The sequence below is a fragment of the Spirillospora sp. NPDC048823 genome (genome assembly GCF_043198445.1).
In the GTDB taxonomy this organism is placed as follows: Bacteria; Actinomycetota; Actinomycetes; order Streptosporangiales; family Streptosporangiaceae; genus Spirillospora.
This window is the reverse complement of sequence record NZ_JBICUT010000008.1, coordinates 289,694-309,460: the sequence shown is the minus strand read 5'-3', so window position 1 is coordinate 309,460 and position 19,767 is coordinate 289,694. Positions and strand designations below refer to the sequence as shown.

General features: G+C 74.3%; 16 protein-coding genes. 11 read left to right on the top strand and 5 right to left on the bottom strand.

From position 1 onward, the window contains the following. The first annotated feature begins 225 nt into the window (after positions 1–225). The 3 genes from ACGFK0_RS20805 to ACGFK0_RS20795 all read left to right on the top strand — a co-directional run bounded on the left by ACGFK0_RS20805 (position 226) and on the right by ACGFK0_RS20795 (position 4,897). Positions 226–2,037, top strand: coding sequence for a sensor histidine kinase (locus tag ACGFK0_RS20805; RefSeq protein ID WP_392906884.1), 1,812 nt, complete (start codon positions 226–228; stop codon positions 2,035–2,037). 58 nt (positions 2,038–2,095) lie between these two features. Continuing rightward, a complete protein-coding gene (locus ACGFK0_RS20800; RefSeq protein WP_392906883.1) occupies positions 2,096–2,770 on the top strand; it encodes a response regulator transcription factor in 675 nt (224 codons plus the stop codon). Between the two features lie 324 nt (positions 2,771–3,094). Next, on the top strand, positions 3,095–4,897 hold the full coding sequence (locus ACGFK0_RS20795) for a sensor histidine kinase (RefSeq protein ID WP_392906882.1): 1,803 nt from the start codon (positions 3,095–3,097) through the stop codon (positions 4,895–4,897). On the opposite strand, the gene ACGFK0_RS20790 is transcribed toward ACGFK0_RS20795, so the two are convergent. From ACGFK0_RS20790 to ACGFK0_RS20775, 4 genes are all read right to left on the bottom strand, one after another. Then, entirely contained in the window at positions 4,863–5,558 is a 696-nt protein-coding gene (locus tag ACGFK0_RS20790) for a TetR/AcrR family transcriptional regulator (RefSeq protein ID WP_392906880.1), read from the bottom strand. The two genes, ACGFK0_RS20795 and ACGFK0_RS20790, sit on opposite strands and share 35 nt — an antisense overlap. A 13-nt stretch (positions 5,559–5,571) precedes the next feature. Continuing rightward, positions 5,572–6,480, bottom strand: coding sequence for an oxygenase MpaB family protein (locus ACGFK0_RS20785; RefSeq protein ID WP_392906878.1), 909 nt, complete (start codon positions 6,478–6,480; stop codon positions 5,572–5,574). 118 nt (positions 6,481–6,598) lie between these two features. Further along, positions 6,599–7,000 (bottom strand): STAS domain-containing protein, encoded by a 402-nt coding sequence (locus ACGFK0_RS20780; RefSeq protein WP_392906876.1) that lies wholly within the window; start codon positions 6,998–7,000, stop codon positions 6,599–6,601. A gap of 131 nt (positions 7,001–7,131) precedes the next feature. Continuing rightward, a complete protein-coding gene (locus ACGFK0_RS20775) occupies positions 7,132–7,983 on the bottom strand; it encodes a PaaX family transcriptional regulator C-terminal domain-containing protein (RefSeq protein WP_392906875.1) in 852 nt (283 codons plus the stop codon). Positions 7,984–8,238: 255 nt separating this feature from the next. Between ACGFK0_RS20775 and ACGFK0_RS20770 the strand changes: the two genes are divergently transcribed. The 8 genes from ACGFK0_RS20770 to ACGFK0_RS20735 all read left to right on the top strand — a co-directional run bounded on the left by ACGFK0_RS20770 (position 8,239) and on the right by ACGFK0_RS20735 (position 18,394). Further along, entirely contained in the window at positions 8,239–9,753 is a 1,515-nt protein-coding gene (locus tag ACGFK0_RS20770) for a long-chain fatty acid--CoA ligase (RefSeq protein ID WP_392906874.1), read from the top strand. After that, the gene (locus tag ACGFK0_RS20765; RefSeq protein ID WP_392906873.1) at positions 9,750–10,559 is read left to right on the top strand and encodes an IclR family transcriptional regulator; all 810 of its coding nucleotides are present in this window, start codon (positions 9,750–9,752) and stop codon (positions 10,557–10,559) included. Before ACGFK0_RS20770 ends, ACGFK0_RS20765 begins: the two co-directional genes overlap by 4 nt. Positions 10,560–10,666: 107 nt before the next feature. Further along, a complete protein-coding gene (locus ACGFK0_RS20760) occupies positions 10,667–11,686 on the top strand; it encodes a Rieske 2Fe-2S domain-containing protein (RefSeq protein WP_392906872.1) in 1,020 nt (339 codons plus the stop codon). A 68-nt stretch (positions 11,687–11,754) separates the two neighbouring features. Next, positions 11,755–11,916, top strand: a complete 162-nt coding sequence (locus tag ACGFK0_RS20755; RefSeq protein WP_392906870.1) for a hypothetical protein — start codon at positions 11,755–11,757, stop codon at positions 11,914–11,916. Positions 11,917–11,935: 19 nt separating this feature from the next. Further along, on the top strand, positions 11,936–13,018 hold the full coding sequence (locus tag ACGFK0_RS20750) for a FecCD family ABC transporter permease (RefSeq protein WP_392906869.1): 1,083 nt from the start codon (positions 11,936–11,938) through the stop codon (positions 13,016–13,018). A 5-nt stretch (positions 13,019–13,023) separates the two neighbouring features. After that, a complete protein-coding gene (locus ACGFK0_RS20745; RefSeq protein WP_392906867.1) occupies positions 13,024–14,055 on the top strand; it encodes a FecCD family ABC transporter permease in 1,032 nt (343 codons plus the stop codon). Continuing rightward, positions 14,052–14,855: an ABC transporter ATP-binding protein gene (locus tag ACGFK0_RS20740; RefSeq protein WP_392906866.1), complete on the top strand. Its 804-nt coding sequence runs from the start codon at positions 14,052–14,054 to the stop codon at positions 14,853–14,855. The genes ACGFK0_RS20745 and ACGFK0_RS20740 overlap by 4 nt, the downstream gene beginning before the upstream one ends. A 35-nt stretch (positions 14,856–14,890) precedes the next feature. Continuing rightward, on the top strand, positions 14,891–18,394 hold the full coding sequence (locus tag ACGFK0_RS20735; protein WP_392906864.1) for an amino acid adenylation domain-containing protein: 3,504 nt from the start codon (positions 14,891–14,893) through the stop codon (positions 18,392–18,394). A 23-nt stretch (positions 18,395–18,417) separates the two neighbouring features. Here ACGFK0_RS20735 and entS read toward each other — a convergent pair whose 3' ends face one another. After that, positions 18,418–19,761, bottom strand: a complete 1,344-nt coding sequence (entS, locus tag ACGFK0_RS20730) for an enterobactin transporter EntS (RefSeq protein WP_392906863.1) — start codon at positions 19,759–19,761, stop codon at positions 18,418–18,420. Positions 19,762–19,767: the final 6 nt, after the last annotated feature.

Below are 19,767 nucleotides of genomic sequence, written 5' to 3'. Positions count from 1 at the left end.
TCCCGGCCGCGCGGGGCGCCCGTCCCGCATGATCGGGACGGAAACGCCCGGGAAGGCCCCGCATCGATCGGATAACGCCACTACAGGTCCGCGGCGCGGTCCGGGAAACTGCCCGTGCGCGAGACGCCGCCGGCCGGGCGCCGGCGCCGCGTCCGGGAAAGCACGGACCGCCGCCCCGTGGGTTCCCGGTGGCAGGACGTGTCCGCAGGTCCGAGCATGGAAAGGGTGGTCGTGGTGATTACCGCCCCGCGGCGGCGCAGGTCGCCGCCGTGGTTCGGCGCGGAAACGAGGCGCGCCCTCGCCGCCGGGGTCGCGGTGGCGGGGCTGGCGCTCCTCGCCGGCTGGCCGTACTGGCGCGACCACCCGGCCGCCGCCGTGATCACGCTGGTGAGCTGCGCCGCGCTCGCGGTGGTGGGCGTCCTGCTGGCGACCGGCGGGCGGACGCGGCGCACCGGGCTGCTGTTCGTCACCGCGTCGGTGTGCTGGGCGGCGAACTGGGCCGCGAGCTGGGACGCGGGCATCGGGCCGATGATGTCGCCGTACGCGCAGGCCGAGTTCTACCTCGCACTCGCCGTGGGCGTCCTGCTGTACCCGAGCGGGCGGCTGGAGTACCTGGCCGACCGGATCTGGACGGTCATGGCATGCGTCATCCTGCTGGGCTGCCCGACGGCGCTGTGGGTGACCTCGGAACCGGAGTGGGCCGCGTTCCGCGGCGAGTCGGTCTGGTGGCCCGCGCCGTTCCCCGACCCCGGCGTGTTCCAGGCCGTCCTGCGGGTCTCCGCGGCGCTGTATCTCCTGCTCGCCCTCTCGTTCGCGGTGGTGCTGCTGCTCCGGCTGCCGCGGATGGACCGGCTGCGGCGGCTGCTCACCCTCCCGGTGACCGGTGCGCTGGCCTTCGTCGGGATCTCCGCCGCGCTGACCCAGAAGCCGGTCATGGAGACCTCGATCCCGCTGGACGACCTGCTGGAGGTGTACGTCGTCCAGGGCGCGGTCGTCGTCCTCGTGCCGCTGACGCTGCTGGCGTCCGGGCTGCGGGTCCGCATCAGCGAGCTGGCCGTCGCGGGCCGGATGCTCCGGCTCACCGCGCCGGTTTCTGTGGAGCGGGTCCGCGACGCCCTGCGGGACGTCCTGCACGACCCGACCCTGGAGCTGTGGTTCTGGGCGCCGATGGAGGAGACCTATGTCGACACCGGCGGACGTCCCGTCGACATCGATCCCGGCGAGGCCGCCGGCGCGGGGGAGGGGGCCGGGGACGAGGGGCGATGGCGGCATCGGGTCCTCAGCGCGTCCGGCGACCCGCTCGCCGTCGTGGAACTCGGCGGCGCGCTCCGCGACCACGGTTCCCTCGTCGGGGCCGCGCTGGCCGCGGGCGGCCGTGCGCTGGAGACCGCGCGGCTGCAGGCCAGCGTGCACGCGGGCCTCGAACAGGTCCGCTCCGCCTACCGCCGCCTCGTCCGGGCCGAGACCGTCGAACGCGAGCGCCTCGCCCGCGACCTGCACGACGGCGCCCAGCAGCGGCTGCTGGCGCTCGGCGCGATGCTCGGGACGCTGGAGGCCGTGACCGGCGACCCCGTGGCGAAGGAGCACGCCCGGACGTGCCGCGCCGAGCTGAAGCTGGCCCTCGCCGAACTGCGGGCGCTCGCCCGCGAGGTCCAGCCGGCGCTGCTCGTCCAGGACGGTCTCGGGCCGGCGCTGGAGGTCGTCGCCGAGCGGCTCGGTACCCGCGTCGTGCTCGACGTCACCCCGCGGCGGTTCTCCCGCGAGATCGAGTCGACGCTTTACTCCGCGCTTTGCGAGACGTTGTCGTACGCTGTCGAGCGTGCGCGTGCGACTCAGGTGTCCGTGCGGGTCGGCGACGAGGACGGCCGGCTGGTCGCGGAGGTGAGCGACGACGGCGGCCACGGTGATCCGGCCGCCGATCCCGCCGCCGACCTGGCCGGGCTGTCCGGCCGGATCAGGGCGCTGCGCGGCCACGTGGAAGTCGACGGCGGCCCCGGACGGGGCACGAGGGTAAGGATGGACCTGCCATGCGAGTAGCCCTGTGATGCGAGTAGCCCTGCGATGCGGATAGCCGTGCCATGCGGATAGCCGTGCCATGCGGGTAGCCGTGGCGGAGGACAGCGGGATCTTCCGGCAGGCGCTGGTCACCCTGCTCACCACGGTCGGCATCGAAGTCGTCGTCTCCGCCGGATCCGGCGAGGAACTCCTCGCCCGTGTCGCCGGTGACCCCCCCGACGTGGCGATCGTCGACCTGCACATGCCCCCGACGTACAGCAACGAGGGCGTCGTCGCCGCGCGCCGCCTCCTGGAGCGCCACCCGGGCCTCGGCGTTCTCGTCCTGTCGGCCTACAACGAGACGCCGCAGGCGATGGAGCTGTTCCGCGACCAGCCGCGCGGCGTCGGCTACCTGCTGAAGGACCACGTCACCGACGTGGAGAACCTGCGGTCCGCGCTGGAGCGGGTCATGCTCGGCGAGGTCGTCATCGACCCGGACGTGGTGAGCAGGCTCGTCGAGGCCCGGCACCGGGAGCACGAGCTGGCACGGCTGTCGGGACGCGAGCGGGAGGTGCTGGCGCTGATGGCCGAGGGCCACTCCAACGCGGGGATCGGCAAGCGGCTGCACCTGTCCGCCCGGACCGTCGAGGACCATGTGCGGGCGATCTTCACCAAGCTCAAGATCACCTCGTCGGGAGGGCCGCCGGGGCCGCAGGACAGCAACAAGCGCGTCCTCGCCGTCCTCACCTGGCTGCGGGCCGCCGAGGCGCGCTGACACCCCGCGCTGACACCCCGCGCTGACACCCCGCGCTGACACCCCGCGCCGGCACCCGCCGGGGGTCGTTCCGCCCGGCCCGCGCATCAATCGGGTAACGGGCCCTCGCGTCCGGTACGTCAGGTGGGGAACACTGACCGGATCGGTCGGGGCGCGTCAGGTGACCCGGTGGCGGCCCCCGCACGTCACCGCGACACTCGCCGGGCCCCGGCGCCCGGGGCCGCGCCCGGCCTACGCCATGCTCCCGGTGCCGCCTCCCCCGCACATCCGGGAAAACCCCGCTCCCGGCCCGCGGTTGCCCGGGACGACACGGAAGGGACAGCGGTGAGGCCCGTCCCCTGGCGGCCGCCCCTGTGGCTCGGCGCGCGGGTCCGCCGTGCCCTGGGCGCGGGCGCCGCCGTCGCCGCGGGCGCGCTCGCGTGCGGCTGGCCGTACTGGCGCGCGGAGCCCGCCGCCGCCGTGGTCACCCTCGCCTGCTGCGGCGGGTTCGCGGCCGCGGGCGGGCTGCTGGCCGCGGGCCGGCTCGGCCGCCGGACGGGCGCGGCGTTCGTCGTGGCCGCGGCCGCGTGGGCGGCGACCTGGGCGGCGGCCTGGAACGCCGGCGCGGGCCCGGTCGTGTCGGTGTTCGCCCAGTCGGTGTTCTTCACCGCGATCGGCATCGGCGTCCTGCTGTACCCGGAGGGACGCCTGGACCGTCCCGCCGCGCGGCTGTGGACGGCCGCCACCGTCGTGGTCATGGTCGGTGGCCAGGCCGTCCTGTGCACCGTCTCGCGACCCGGGTGGAACGGCTTCGCCGCGACCGCGGCGTGGCCCGCGCTGCATCCCGTCCAGGAGACGTTCGAGGCCGTTCAGCGCGCGATGACGGCCCTGACGGCGGTCCTGGCCGGCGCCCTGGTGATCACGCTGCTGGCGCGGCTGCCGCGCATCGGGCGGCTGGACCGGACGCTGACCGTCCCGGTCGCCGCCACCGTGACCATCGGTGTCGCCGGTGCCCTGGCGATGCAGGGCACCCTCGTCGGCGCCGGCGTGGAACTCGACGAGGTCCTGCACGTCTACCTCGTCCAGGGGATCTTCGCGACGATGGTGCCGCTCGCCTTCCTCGGCACCGCGCTGCGCGCCCGGCTGGCCGAGCTGACCGTCGCCGAGCGGATGCAGCGCCTCACCGACCCCGTCTCCGTGGAGAAGGTCCGCGGCGCCCTGCGCAGCGTCCTGCGCGACGACTCCCTCGACCTGTGGCTGTGGGCCGGCGCCGGCTACGTCGACGTGGCCGGGCGGCCGGTGGACGCCGGCTTCGGCGGTACCGGGCCGGGCGACGTCCCCGGACGCTGGCGGCACGAGGTCAGGACGTCCGGCGGCGAGCCCCTCGCCACCGTGGACGCCGCCGCCGTGCTCCGCGACCACGAGCCTCTCGTCGAGGCCGCGCTCGTCGCCGGCGGCCGCGCGCTGGAGACCGCCCGGCTGGAGGCGGCGGCCCAGGCCAACCTCGAACGGGCCCGCGACGCCCGGGAGCTCCTCGTCCGCGTCCAGGCGACCGAGCGCGAGCGGCTCGCGGCCGATCTGCAGCACAGCGCCCAGCAGCGGCTGCGCGTGCTGGAGGGGATGCTCGCGGACCTGGAGTCCGCGGCCGCGGACCCGCGGGCACGGGAGCACGCCCGGACCTGCCGCCGTGAGCTGGCCGAGGCGGTCTCCGAGCTGGACGGCCTCGCCCGCGGGGTGCATCCCGCGATCCTCGCCGACGCGGGCCTGGCCCCGGCCATGGAACTGGTCGCCGCCCGCGCCGCCGGCGCACCGCCGTCGGCCGGCGTCCGGCTCGACCTGCCCGACCGCCGCTTTCCGCCCGAGATCGAGTCGACCCTCTACTTCGCGCTCTGCGAGGCCCTCGCGAACGCCGTCAAGCACGCCCGGGCAGGCTCCATCGAGCTGAGCGTCCGCCCCGGCGCCGGCGGGATCGTCGCCGAGGTCCGCGACGACGGCGTCGGCGGCGCCGCACCGTCCCCCCGCGGCGGCCTCGCCGGCCTCACCGACCGCGTCCGCGCCCTCCGCGGCGACGTCACCGTGGCCAGCCCGCCCGGCGAAGGCACCACACTCAGGATCACCCTCCCGGACCCCGGTCCGCCCGGCTGCTGACCATGGGCAGGAGGTAGCTGCGGGCGAAGGCGCGGGCGCCCTCGTCGTCGAGGGGGATGTGGCCGTCCGGGGTCAGCATCAGCGAGTGCGTGAGGCGGATGAGGATCTCGGCGACGACCTCCGGGTCGACGTGCGTCGGTGCGGCGCCGATGCGCTGCGCGGTGCGCAGCCGCCCGGCGAGGTAGCCGCGGGCGGCGGCCAGCAGCGGCCCGGCCTTGACCGTGGCGTGCGGGAGGGCCAGCTCGGGCTCGACGACCATGAGCCGGGTCATCAGGCGCTGCTCGCGGCTGATCCGCAGGGTGACGGCGAACCCCTCGACCAGGCGCTCCTCCAGGGTGGGCAGTGCCGCTACGGCGTCGTCCAGCTCGGCGAAGAAGCGCCGCGCCTCCCGCAGCAGGACGCCCGTCACCAGGTCGCCCTTGGTGGGGAACCGGCGGTAGATGGTGGCGCGGCCGAGCCCGGACTCGCGGGCGACGTCGTCCATGGTGGTGCGGCGCGGCCCGAAGGTCTCGAACGACCGGAGGGCGGCGTCCAGGATCCGGTCGGTCTGGGGTTCGCTCTGCGCGGTGCCGGTGAGCAGGCTGCGCAGGAGTTCGCCGCCCCCCGGCCGTTCGTGCTCGCTCGCCGGTTCGTCGCCCCTGGCCGGTTCGTCGCTCGTCATGGTGCCGCCGACTCTAGTCCGGTGCGCGCCGCGCGGAGCGCATGGCCCGGGCGGCGATGGGGGACTGGAGCAGCCGGTCGGGCGCCACGGCGCCGGCGGCGCGCACGGTCCGCGCGAAGACCTCGAAGCGGAGCCGGTCCGCGGCCGTCCAGCGCAGCCCGAACCGTTCCCGCAGGACGGGCGGGAGCGTGGCGATGCCCGTCTCACGCAGCAGGCGGGTGGGCGGGAGCGCGAGGCCCGTCCAGGCCGCCTTCGGCAGCGGCCACTTCGGGGGCGGCGGCAGCGGCGTGCGGTCGAGCCGGATGAGCAGTTCCACGGTCTCGTTGTTCTCGAGGCGGTTCTCGACCATGTCGTCGAAGTAGTCGCGGAAGGCGGCGGGCCCGGCCGGCAGGTGGCGTTCGGTGATGCCGAGGGCGAGCGCGAGGTCGCGCCACTCCCGGAAGAGGGCCTTCTCCCTGGCGGGGCCGAGGGCGCGGCCGAACACGCGCTGCGTGTGCAGCATGCCGTGGAGGAGCGTCGCGTGCACCCAGAGGTACGCCTCGGGGTTCAGCGCGTGGTAGCGGCGGCCTTCGGCGTCCACGCCCTTGATGTCCTTGTGGATCTCGCGGAGCCGGGCGGCCTCGTCCCGGCCGCGTGCTTCACCGCGGTAGCCGAGGAAGTCGTTCGCCGACTCCAGGGTGCGGCGCAGGCGCCCCCAGCGGTCCTCCACGAACTCGGAGTGGTCGGCGACGCCCGCGCCGACCATCGGGTGCGCGACCTGCAGCAGCAGTGTCGACCGGCCGGTGAACACGCCGCGCCAGTCGCCCGCGTACCGCCAGGTGAGCGAGGACGGCCCCGGGATCGCGCCCGCCGGCGGGTGCACGGTGCCCGGCGCCGGCCGGGCGTGGTCCGCGGGGGTGGTGCGGGTGTTGAGGCGTTCCATGGGAACCCCGCCCTCGTGAGACGTTAATACGGAATGCGTATCATCATCCGGGTGAGGCGGCAAGCGGGCATCCGGCCGTCAGGGGCTCGATGAGGGCGGCTCTGTGGGGGCGGCTCGGTCAGGGCGGCGGCTCGGTCAGGGCGGCGATCGCCGTTTCCCGCGTCGGGTGCGCGATCAGATGGCGGTCGAGGCCGCTGCGTTCGATGATGGTGCGGAACCGCCGCTCCGGGCGGGCGAGGACGAACTCGCCGCCGGCCCGGTGCGCGCTCTTCCAGATGACGATCAGCGCGTTGAGGCCCGAGGAGTCGCAGAAGTCGACCTCTCCGACGTCCAGGACGACCCGCGGGGGGCCGCCGAGGCCGCGCATGTCCGCCAGGACGTGTTCGCGCAGCCGGTCGGCGGTGAGGATCGTGAGTTCCCCCTCCGCCACCACGACGAGGCAGTCTTCACGGACACCGCTGCGGAGCCGCAGCGGTTCGAGTGGGACCCTGTTCGGCCGCCCGTCCGGTCCGAGAGACATTCCGATCACCTTCCGTCATCGCAGGCACCTCGCGTACCCGCGAACGGGCAGGTCATGCCACCGGTTCGCGGGGGAGGGCCGGGCGGCGCCCACCTACCTCCCCACCGGCATCCCCGCCGGCATCCCCACTGTCAGCGCAGCCGGACGAACTCGATGGCCTCGTCGGCGAGACGGCGGGCGGGGGCCCGGTAGCGGTCGCGCAGCTCCATCAGAACCTGCTGCCCCCGGACGGCGGGCCAGCCCGCCGGCAGGTGCTCGACGGGAAGCCGGGGGTCGGCGCGGACGAGCTGCAGCCACTCGGTGGTCATCCACAGGTAGCGCGCGAGGTCGTCGGGGGCGTGGGGCAGCGGGTCCGGGCGGTCCCAGCGGTCGAGGAACGCGCGGTAGCCGCTCGCCAGGCCGTCCAGGTCGAACGCCTCCCGCAGCATGCCGGCGACGTCGGTGGGCTCCTCGGCCCGGCCGGCGAAGACCTTGAGGCGCCCGTTCAGGCCGAGGCCCGCGATGATCGGGCGGACGTCCATCCGGGCCGGCGCGATCCACGTGCCGTTGCCGAGCGACCCGAAGCCGGCCCAGGTGAGCCGTGCGCGCAGGTCGTGCCGGACGCGCTGCCACGACTCCGGCATGGAGAACGCGAGCACGGTCCAGTCGCCGTCCCAGTCGGTGTTGAGCACGCCGCGGCGCCACACGCGGTCGTCACCGTCGTGCAGGATGCCCTCCGACCGCGGGGTGAGCCCGAAGTGCATGCGGCGGCCCTCCCGGTGCCGCTCCAGCAGGCCGCGGCCGACCATGCGGGTGAGCGTCGACCGGACGGCGTGCTCGCCGACGCCGAGCCGCGCGAAGGTGTCGATGAAGCTGCCGGAGAACACGGCGATGTCGCGGCCGAGCACGTAGTTGCCGAGGTAGGTCAGCATCAGCGACTGGGGCCGGAGCCTCGGGGAGGGCTCACCGGCGGCCTTCGGCGCGGCCGCACCGGGTTCGCTCACCCGTGAGTTCAGCCGTGCGCTCCCCCGTGCGCTCCCCCGTGCGCTCCCCCGTGCGCTCCCCCGTGCGTTCACCCGTGCGTTCACCTGTTCGGCCACCCGTCCGGCTCCCGTCGTTGCGTCAGCGCTACGACGGCGCGGGCGCCTCCCGCCCCGCCGCCACGCCTGCCAGCCCTTGATGTTCGGCAAAACATTGACCACTGTGAAGAATAAGCCTAACTTCGGCCGTACGCCCACCCTGGGAGAGGACAGCCCCGAATGCGCAACGAAGGACTCGGGTCGTGGCCGGCGCGCCGTGCCCGCAAGACCCCCCGAACGGCCGCCCTGATCCACGAGGGACGGACGCTCACCTACGCCGGCCTGCTCGACCGCGTCGCGCGTCTCGCGCATGCCCTGCGCGACCTCGGGATCGGGCCGGGCGACCGGGTCGCCTACCTCGGCCCCAATCATCCGTCCTTCGCGGAGGCGTTCTTCGCCACCGGCATGCTCGGCGGCGTGTTCGTCCCGCTCAACACCCGGCTCACCGGCCCGGAGATCGCCTACCAGCTGGACGACTCGGGCGCCTCGGCCCTGGTGTACGGGCCGTCCCACGCCGGGCTGGTGGACGGTATCCGCGGCCGCACCCCGGTCCGGGAGCACATCGCGCTCGACGACCCGGGGGAGCGCGGGTACGAGGCGCTCCTCGCCGCCGCGGACGACACCCCGCTCGACCTGCCCGTCGCGCTCGACGACCCGTGCATGATCATGTACACGTCCGGGACGACCGGGTCGCCCAAGGGCGCGACCCTCACCCACGGCAACATCACCTGGAACGCGATCAACGTCCTGATCGACCACGATCTGGTGGCGGGCGAGGTGGCGCTGGTGTCCGCGCCGCTGTTCCACACCGCCGGGCTCAACATGCTCACGCTGCCGGTGCTGCTCAAGGGCGGGACGTGCGTGCTCGTCGCCGCGTTCGATCCCGCCGAGACCCTCGATATGATCGCCGAGCACAGGGTCACGTTCATGTTCGGGGTGCCGACGATGTTCCAGCGGGTCGCCCGCGAACCGGGCTGGGCCGACGCGGACCTGTCGTCGCTGCGCATCCTCACCTGCGGCGGCGCCCCGGTGCCGCCGTCACTGATCGAGACCTACCAGAAGCGGGGCCTGACGTTCCTGCAGGGATACGGGATGACCGAGGCCGCCCCCGGTGTGCTGTTCCTCGACGCCTCGCACGCGCTGTCCAAGGCGGGTTCGGCCGGAGTGCCGCACTTCTTCAGCGACGTGCGCGTCGTCGGCCCCGACATGGTGGACGCCGCGCCCGGCGAGACCGGTGAGGTCGTCGTCCAGGGCCCGCACGTGATGCGCGGCTACTGGGGACGCCCCGACGACACCGCCGCGGTGCTCGCCGACGGCTGGTTCCGCAGCGGCGACGCGGCGCGGCTCGACGAGGACGGCTACGCCTTCATCGTCGACCGGATCAAGGACATGATCATCTCCGGTGGCGAGAACGTGTATCCGGCCGAGGTGGAGAACGCGATCCTCGCCGATCCCGACGTGCTGGAATGCGCGGTCATCGGCGTTCCGGACGACACGTGGGGCGAGGTCGGCCGCGCCGTCCTGGTCCCGCGTCCGGGCGCCGACGTGGACCCCGGCAAGGTCCTGGACGCGCTGTCGGGACGGCTCGCCCGCTACAAGATCCCCAAGTCGGCGGTGCTGGCCGACGAGATCCCGCGCAACGCCGCCGGCAAGATCCTCAAGACGCGGCTGCGGGAGGAGCACGGCATGCCATGACGGCGTCCGGCCGGGCGCCGGACGGAGGCGGGCGGCCCACCGTCACCAGCCGCGTCCTGGACATCCTCGAGGCGTTCTCCGCCGAGCGCACCGCGCTGAACATCACCCAGATCAGCAGGCACGCCGGCCTGCCGCTGTCCACCGCGCACCGGCTGGTCGGCGAGCTGACCCGGTGGGGCGCCCTCGAACGCGAACCCGGCGGCCTGTACCGGATCGGGCTGCGGCTCTTCGAGGTCGCCGCGCTCGCCCCCCGCGGGCCCGCCCTGCGCGGCGCCGCGATGCCGTTCCTGGAGGACCTGTACGAGGCGACGCACGAGAACGTGCACCTCGCCGTCCTGGACGGACTGGACGTCGTCTACATCGAGCGGATCTCCGCCCGCGACGCCGTTCACGTCCTGTCCCGCGTCGGGGGGCGCTGGCCCGCCCACGCGACGGGAGTCGGCCTCGCGATGCTCGCGCACGCCGGCGCCGAACTCCAGGAGCGCGCCATCGCCGGGCCGCTCCGCCGCTTCACCGACAAGACGATCACGTCCGGTCCCGAGCTGCGCCGCGTCCTCGCCGAGGTCCGCCGGACCGGCGTGGCGATCAGCGACGGCCAGGTCGAGACGTTCGCGCTGTCGGTCGGCGCGCCGGTCTTCGGCCCGGACGACGCCGTCGTCGCCGCCGTCGCGATCGTCGTCCCGTCCGACGGCTGGGAGGCGCGGGCGCTCATCCCCGTCGTCCGCGCCAGTGCCCGCGGCATCTCCCGCGCACTCGGCGCGCCCCGCGCCCTGCGCCCTCCGGAGACCGCGCTGCACAACCGCTGACGGGCGCGTTCTTCCGTTGGACGGAATCGGTGTGGCCCACCTCACCGCGACGCCGGGATGGTCGAGAGGATCCGCCGCCCACTCATCGTTCACCGGAGGAACGGCCCATGGTCTTCGCACGCAACCAGTGGTACGTAGCCGCCTACGGCCAGGAGGTCGGCGACGACCTGCTCGCCCGGACCATCTGCGGGGAACCCCTCGTCATGTACCGGACTCAGGCCGGGGAGGCGGTCGCCCTGACCGACCGCTGTGTGCACCGGCGCTTCCCCCTGTCGGAGAGCAACCGCGACGGTGACCGCATCGTCTGCGGCTACCACGGCTTCACCTACGCGCCCGACGGGGTGTGCGTCGCCGTGCCGGGGCAGACCCGCATCCCGCGCACCGCCCGCGTCCCCGCCTTCCAGGTCGTCGAGCAGGACTCGCTCATCTGGGTGTGGATCGGCGACGGGGAGGGCGACGCCACCGCCATCCCGCGCGCCCCCTGGCTGGACTCGCCCGGCTATGTGACCGTCCGCGGCATGGAGCCCCTCGCCGCCCGCTACGAGCTGCTCGTCGACAACCTTCTGGACCTGTCCCACGAGACGTACCTGCACGCCGGGTACATCGGCACCCCGGAGGTGGCGCAGACGCCCATCACCACCGAGGTGGACGACGAGGCCGGCGTCGTCTACGTCAGCCGGCGGATGAAGGACGTCGAGTGCCCGGCCTTCTACGCCGAGTCCACCGGCATCGAGGGCCGCATCGACCGCTGGCAGGACATCGAGTACCACCCGCCGTGCCTCTACCTCCTGCACAGCCGCATCGCCCCCACCGGCGTCGAGCCCGGCCCGGACGGCGACGACTCCGGGGCCTGCCACGCCGAGATCGTCTACGCCATCACCCCCGAGACGGAGACGACCACGCACGACTTCTGGATGGTCGCCCGCGACTTCGCCCTGGACGACGAGAACGTCTCGGCGTTCCTCGCCGAGAGCAACCGCACGGTCGTCCTCCAGGACGTGGAGGCGCTGAACACCCTGGAGAAGGTCATCGCCGCCGAACCCGAGGGCTACCAGGAGCTGTCCATCAACATCGACACCGGCGGCCTCGCCGCCCGCCGCCTCCTCCAGCGGCAGACCGCCCGATGACGCCGGCCCGTCCGGCCGGCACCGCCCGTCCGGCCGGCACGGCCGGTCACGTCAGAGCGGCCGGTCCGGTGACGGGGGGCCGCCTGCGCGTCGAATGGTCCCCGGGCTCGGACCGCCTCACCGGCATCTGCCACTGCGGCGCCCATCACACCGCCGAGGACCCGGCCGAGATCTGGACCTGGCTGCTCGCCCACCCCGACCACGCGGGCGGGGCTTCACCGGGTTGTTAGCTTAGGCTAGCCTCATATTGTGTTGTCCCCCGCGCGGATTCTGCCGCTGAGAGCCCCGGCGCAGGCGGACGGGCCGCGCGGTGCAGGCCGTGCCGGCCGTGGTGCCGGCCGCCGTGCGCACGGGTGGTGGCTGGCGCTGCTCGCGGCCGTGCTGCTGGCGACGGTCGTGGCCAGCCTCATGATCGGTGCCGGCGACGTCCCGGTCGGGCGGGTGCTGCCCGGGGTGTTCTCCCCGGACGACGAGTCGCGGCCCGAGCTGATCGTGCACGAGCTGCGGCTGCCCCGCACGCTCCTCGGGATCGTGGTCGGGATGGCGCTCGGGCTCGCCGGCGCGGTGATGCAGGCGCTCACCCGCAACCCGCTCGCCGAGCCGGGGCTGCTCGGCGTGAACGGCGGGGCGGCGCTCGCGGTGGTCATCGTCATCGGCACGTTCCAGGTGGACGAGCCGCTCGTGTACGTCTGGGCGGCGTTCGCGGGAGCGGCCGGCGCGGCGGCGATCGTCTACGTGATCGGCGCGCGGGGGAGGGGCGGCGCGTCGCCCGCGCGGCTGGTCCTCGCCGGGGCCGCGGTCAACGCCGTGTTCAGCGCGCTTACGGCCGGCCTGATGCTGCTCAGCCCGCAGAGCTTCAACGGCTTCCGGTTCTGGCAGGTCGGTTCCCTCGGCGGACGGGAGATGTTGGTCTTCATCCGGATCCTCCCGTTCGTCGTCGCCGGCATCGTGCTGGCCCTGGTGCTCGCCCGCCCGCTGAACGCGCTCGCCATGGGCGACGACGCGGGCCGGGCCCTCGGCTCGAACCCCGGGCGGACCCGGGCGTTCGGGGCCCTCGCGATCGTGGTGCTGTGCGGCGCCGCGACGGCGTCGGCCGGGCCGATCGCGTTCCTCGGGCTGGCCGTCCCGTTCATCGTCCGGACGCTGGTCGGCCCCGACCTGCGGCTCGTCCTGCCCTACTCGCTGCTGCTCGCACCCGTGCTGCTGCTCGGCGCCGACGTCATCGGCCGCGTCATCACCCCCGGCGAGCTGGAGACCGGCATCGTCACCGCGTTCCTCGGGGCGCCGCTGTTCGCGGTGATGGTCCGGCGGGGGAGGACGCGCGACCTGTGAAGGGCATGAAGGCGAGGGTCCTGCGTACGGGCGCGCTCTCGGTGCGGTGGGAGCCGCGCGCCGCCATGGTGTGCGGGGTCCTGTCGGCGGTCGCCGTCTGCGCCGCGGTCCTCGTCGTCGGCTCCGGGGAGTTCCCCATGTCGCCGCCGGAGGTGGTGCGCGCCCTCATCGGGCAGGGCGACCGCGCCACCGAGTTCATCGTCACGACGCTGCGGCTGCCGCGCGCCGTCACCGGGCTGCTCGCGGGCCTGGCCCTCGGGCTCAGCGGCGCGATCTTCCAGAGCATCTCCCGCAACCCGCTCGGCAGCCCCGACATCATCGGTTTCACCACCGGCTCCGCGACCGGCGCGCTGCTGCAGATCCTGGTGTTCGGCGGCGGCGCCGTCGCCATCACCACCAGCTCGGTGGCGGGCGCGGTGCTGACCGCGCTGGCCGTCTACCTGGTCGCCTACCGCCCGGGCGGCGGCGTGCACGGCGTCCGCCTGGTGCTGATCGGCGTCGCCGCCGCGGCGATGCTGCAGGCGCTGAACTTCTACCTCATCACCCGCGCCGAGCTGCGCGAGGGCTACGAGGCCGCGTTCTGGCTGACCGGCAGCCTGAACGGGCGGGACTGGGACCAGGCCGTCCCGCTCGCCCTCGCGCTGGCCGTGCTCGTCCCGGCGGCGCTGCTGCTCGCCCGGCCCCTCGGCATGGGGGAGCTGGGCGACGACGCCGCGCAGGCGCTCGGCGTGCCCGTCCAGCGGACCCGGGCGCTGGTCACCGTCGCCGGGGTGGGCCTCGTCGCCGCCGCGACCGCCGCGGCCGGGCCGATCCCGTTCATCGCGCTCGCCGCGCCGCAGCTCGCCCGGCGGCTGACCCGCCGGCCCGGCGCGCAGCTGCTGCCCGCCGCGCTGACCGGCGCCGCGCTGCTGGCCGCGTCCGATCTCATTTCGCTTCACCTGCCGGTCGCGATGCCGGTGGGCGTCGTCACCGGCGTCCTCGGCGGCGTGTACCTGGCCTGGCTGCTGTCGACCACCGCACGGAAGGGGACGACGTGACGAGGTTGAGCGCTGAGAACCTCACGCTGGCGTACGAGAGGCGCGTCGTCGCCGAACGGCTCGGGGTGCGGATCCCGGACGAGTCCTTCACCGTCATCGTCGGGCCCAACGCGTGCGGGAAGTCGACCCTGCTGCGCGCCCTCGCCCGCCTGCTGCGTCCCAGGGAGGGAACCGTCCTCCTGGACGGCGAACCGATCGGCGCCCTGCCCGCCAAGCGCCTCGCGCGGCGGCTCGGGCTGCTGCCCCAGTCGCCGCTCACCCCGGAGGGCATCACGGTCGGCGACCTCGTCGCGCGCGGCCGCTACCCGTACCAGGGGCTGCTGCGGCAGTGGTCGCGCGAGGACGAGGCCGCCGTCGAGGACGCGATGGCCGCCGTCGGCGTCACCGACCTCGCGGACCGCGTCGTGGACGAACTGTCCGGCGGGCAGCGCCAGCGGGCCTGGCTCGCGCTCGTCCTGGCCCAGCAGACCGGCATCATGCTGCTGGACGAGCCGACGACGTTCCTGGACATCGCGCACCAGATCGAGGTGCTCGACCTGTGCGCGCGCCTCCACGATGAGGGACGCACGCTCGTCGCGGTCCTGCACGACCTCAACCACGCCTGCCGGTACGCCACGCACCTGATCGCGATGCGGGGCGGCGAGGTCCTCGCCGAGGGCCCGCCCACCGAGATCGTCACCGCCGAACTCGTAGAGCGCGTCTTCGGACTGCCGTGCCGCGTCATCCCCGACCCGGAGACCGACACGCCGCTGATCGTCCCGGCCGACCGGCGGCGGGCGTTGACGGTGAAAACCCCTTGAATTAGGTTAGCCTTACCTAATTTGAGGGGAGTGGCGTGTCCGATTCAGGGCTGACCTGGGAAGATCTGCACACCGCGCTGGCCGAGGTGCTGGGCGAGCGCGCGGCGGCGGACGACAACCTCATCGAGCTCGGGATGGACTCGATCCGGCTCATGCAGCTGACCGGCCGGCTGCGCCGCCGCGGCGTCGAGATCCGCTTCGCCGAGCTGGCCGAACGCCCCACCCTCGCCGGATGGTGGGACCTGTTCGCGGAGAAGGGCCAGGTCGAGCCATCGGCGGGGCCTGCCGCCACCGCTGCCGGTGCCGCTGCCGGTGCTGCTGTTGGCGGTGCTGTTGGCGGTGCTGTTGGCGGTGCTGCTGATGGAGGTGCCGCCGGCCTCGACCCAGGGGACGTCGAGCCGGGAGATGTCAGTCCGGGGGATGTTGAGCCGGGGGACGTTGAGCCGGACGGGCCGTTCGCGCTGGCGCTGATGCAGCACGCGTACTGGATCGGCCGTGACTCAGGCCAGTCGCTCGGCTCCGTCGCCGCGCACCTGTACGTCGAACTGGACGGCCGCGCGATCGACCCCGTCCGGTTCGAGCAGGCCGTCCGCGCCCTGGTGAAGCGGCACCCCATGCTGCGCGTCGCCGTGTCCGACGGCGGCACGCAGCGCATCCTGCCCGAACGCCCCGAGCCCGCCGTGACCGTCCACGACCTCCGCGGCGTCACCGACCCCGGCGCCGAACTGGAGGCGATCCGCGCGGAGATGTCGGAGCAGCGGCTCCCGATCGAGGACGGCCGCGTGTTCGACGCCCGGCTCAGCCTGCTGCCCGCCGGGACCGCCCGCCTCCACCTGGACGTCGACATGGTCGCGGCCGACGCGATGAGCTACCGCGTCATGCTCGCCGACCTCGCCGCACTGTACGAGGGCGAGACCCTCGCGCCGATCCGCTACGGCTACGCCCGCTACCTCGCCGACGACCCCCGCGCGGCAGCACGCGAGCAGGACCGGCGGTGGTGGGCCGACCGGCTCGCCGGCCTTCCCGGCCCGCCCGAGCTGCCGGTCGTCCCCGAACCCGGCGACCGCGTCGAGCGCAAGCACCATTGGCTCCCGCCGGACGACAAGGACCGCCTCCTCGCCCGCGCCCACGCCGAAGGCGTCACCCCGGCGATGGCCCTCGCGGCGGTGTTCGCCGAGGTGATCGGCGCATGGTCGGCGGCGCCCCGCTTCCTGCTGAACCTGCCGCTGTTCCACCGCGAACCCGTCCACCTCGACGTGGACCGCATCGTCGGCGACTTCACCGGATCCATCATGCTGGAGGCCGACCTCACCGCCGACCTCCCGTTCGCCGAGCGCGCCCGCGCCGTCCAGGCGAACCTGCACACCGCCGGCGCGCACAGCGACTACTCCGGCCTGGAAGTGCTGCGCGACCTGTCCAGGCTGCGCGGCGAGCAGGTCCTCGCGCCGATCGTCTACACCAGCGCGCTCAGCCTCGGCGAGTTGTTCGGCGGCGCCGTCCGCGAACGCTTCGGCGAACCGGAGTGGATCATCTCGCAGGGCCCGCAGGTGCTGCTGGACGCGCAGGTGACCGAGGTGTCCGGCGGACTGCTGCTGAACTGGGACGTCCGCCGTCCCGCGTTCCCCGAGGGTGTCGCCGGGGCGATGTTCGACGCCTACACGGCCGCCATCACCCGTCTCGGCGCGCCCGGCGCCGACTGGGACGTGCCGCTGGGCATCGCCGCGACGCCGTCCCAGCTCCGCGTCCGGCACCGCCTCAACGCCGTCCCGGCACCGCCGCCCCGGACGCTGACCGAGGGCTTCTTCGACCACGCCCGCCGCCGCCCGGACGCCCCCGCCCTGCACTGGGGCGACGACGGGACGCTCACCTACCGTGACCTGGCCGGCCGCGCCCTGGGCATCGCCTCCGCGCTGGCCGCCGAGGGCGTGCGACCGGGCGACCGCGTCTCCATCGAACTCCCGAAAGGCCCGGACCAGGCCGCCGCGGCGCTCGGCGTCCTGGCCGCCGGCGCCGCCTACGTCCCCATCGGCCCCGAACAGCCCGAGGCCCGCCGCGCGAAGATCCGCGCCACGGCCAGGGTCGCGGCGTCCCTCACGCCGGACGGAATCGCCGATGCCGAGCCCCTGGCCGAGCCGGTCGCGGCCCGTCCCGACCAGGTGGCCTACGTCCTGTTCACCTCCGGTTCGACGGGTGAGCCCAAGGGTGTCGAGGTATCGCACGGTGCGGCGATGAACACCATCGGCGACCTCGTCGAGCGGTTCGGGATCGGCCCGGACGACGTCACGTTCGGGATTTCGGCCCTCGACTTCGACCTGTCGGTGTTCGATCTGTTCGCGCCCTGGTCGGCGGGCGGCGCGGTCGTCGTTCCCGGCGAGGACGAGCGGCGCGACGCCGCCCGCTGGAGCGAACTGGTCCGGAGCCGGTCGGTGACCGTGCTGAACTGCGTTCCTTCGGTGCTGGAGATGCTGCTGCGGACGGGCCCGGCGGAGAGCCTGCGGCTGGTCCTGCTCGGCGGCGACTGGGTCGGCACGCACCTGCCCGCGCTGCTGGAGGAACGCGCGCCCGGATGTCGTTTCGCGGCCCTCGGCGGCACGACCGAGACCGCGATCCACTCCACCGTGCAGGAGGTCGCCGGGGAGGTGCCGTCCGACTGGCACGCCGTCCCGTACGGGGTTCCGCTGCGCGGCGTCGCGTGCCGGGTCGTGGACGAGCTGGGCCGGGACCGTCCCGACTGGGTGACGGGCGAGCTGTGGATCGGCGGCGGCGGCGTCGCCGACGGCTACGCCGCCGACCCCGCGCGCACCGCGGACCGCTTCGTCGTCCGCGACGGCACCCGCTGGTACCGGACCGGCGACCTGGCCCGCTACCGCCCGGACGGGACGCTGGAGTTCCTCGGCCGCCGCGACCACCAGGTCAAGGTGCGCGGCTTCCGGATCGAACTCGGCGAAGTCGAGGCGGCGCTCCTCACCCATCCCGCCGTGGGACGTGCCGTCGCGCTCATCGCGAACGGCCGCCTGGCCGCCGTCGCGGCGGCGTCCCCGGGTCTGGACCGCGACGCGGTGCTCGCCCATGTCCGCGGCCTCCTGCCGCCGCACATGGTCCCCGAACTGCTCGTCCGCGTGAACGAGCTGCCGCTCACCGCCAACGGCAAGGTCGACCGCAGAGCCCTCACGGCCCTGGCCGCCGCCGAGGCGGGGGAGGCCGCCGGCGCCTACGCCGAGCCGAAGACGTCACTGGAGCGGGTGCTGGCCCGGATCGTCGCCGAGGTGCTGGGGAGGGACCGCGTCGGCGCGGACGCCGACTTCTTCGCGCTCGGCGGCGACTCCGTCCTCGCCACCACCGTGATCGCGCGGCTGCGCGAGGCGCTCGACACCACCGCGCTGCCCGTCCGGGTGCTGTTCGCCGAGCGGACCGTCGCGCGCGTCTCCCGGCGCTTCACCGAACTGGAGGAGGAGCCGGGACGGCTTGAGGCCGTCGCGGAGATCTGGCTGGAGGTCGACGCCATGACGGAGGAGGAACTGGCCGCCCGCCTCGGATGACGGCCGCGCGGAGCGGAGCCGGATCAGCCCCGCTCCGGCTCCGGCTTCTTTTTCGGCTCCGGCTTCTTTATTGGTCCCGATCCCGGTCCCGGTCCCGCTTCCGGGACGGTTTGCGGTTCGCGCTTCGGGCGGATGGTCGCGGTGCGGAGCCCGGTGAGGGTCAGCGCCAGCACGAGCGCGAGAACGGCGCTGACCGTCCCGTAGACCACGATCGCCGCACCCGGCGCCAGGTAGCGGCCGAGGGCCCCGGCGCCCAGCGACCCGATGGCGCCGCCACCCGTCTCCTGCGCGGCCCACAGCGCGTTGACCCGCCCCAGATGCGAGTCGGGCGTGTGCGACTGGATCAGCCCGTACCGCAGGATCTCCTCCACCGACTCGACGAACCCGTACGCGAACAGGATCGCGACGGCGAGCGCCGGGTGGCGGGCCAGGCCCAGGCAGGCGAGCGAGGCGAAACCCGTGACGGAAGCGACGAGCAGGGCGAGCCCCGGCCGCCGGAACGTCCCGGCCCAGCCGCTCGTCACGGACGCCAGGACCGCGCCGCAGGCCGGCGCGGCGAACAGCAGCCCGACCGTGGTGGGCCCGCCGTCCAGGCTCCGCGTCGCGAACGCGGGCATCAGAACCGGGATGCCGCCCGCGACCATGAACAGCAGCCCGAGAAGCATGAGGGAACCGACCACACGATGCGACGCGACGAAGCGGAAACCGTCCCCGACGGCTCTCAGCGGGTTCGTCTCCGGCTCGTCGCCGACGGCGGGTTTGAGCGGCGGCAGCCTGGTCAGTAGCGCGATCGTGCCGAGGGTCCCCGCCGCCGCGGCGGCGTAGTTCCAGCCGACGCCGAACGCCGACACGACCAGCCCGCCGAGCGCGGGCGACACCATCGACCCGAGCCGGACGGTCAGCGCGTTCAGCGCCCCCGCCGCCACCAGCTTGTCCGGCGCGACCAGGGACGGCGTTGCGGCCAGCAGCGCGGTGACGCTGACACCGGTCGCGAGGCCGTCCCACGCCGCCAGCACGTACAGGGCGGTGACCGACGGGGACGGCAGGAAGGCGTTGACAGCCAGCAGGACGAAGCCCACACCGGCGGCCGTCCGCGCGCGCAGCATCAGCCGCCGCCGGTCGTACCGGTCGGCCAGCACCCCGCCCCACAGGAATCCCGCGAGAAGCGCGAAACCCTCGGCGGCGGCCACCGCGCCGACATGCACGGTCGACCCGGTCAGCGCATAGACCTGCACGGGCAGCGCGACGGCCAGCATGCCGATCCCGAAGACCGAGACGGTGCGGGCGATGAACACGTTGCGGAACGGCCTGCTGTCGCGCAGCGGACCGATGTCCATGACCACGCGGCGGGCCAGTCGCCGGAGCATCGTCGG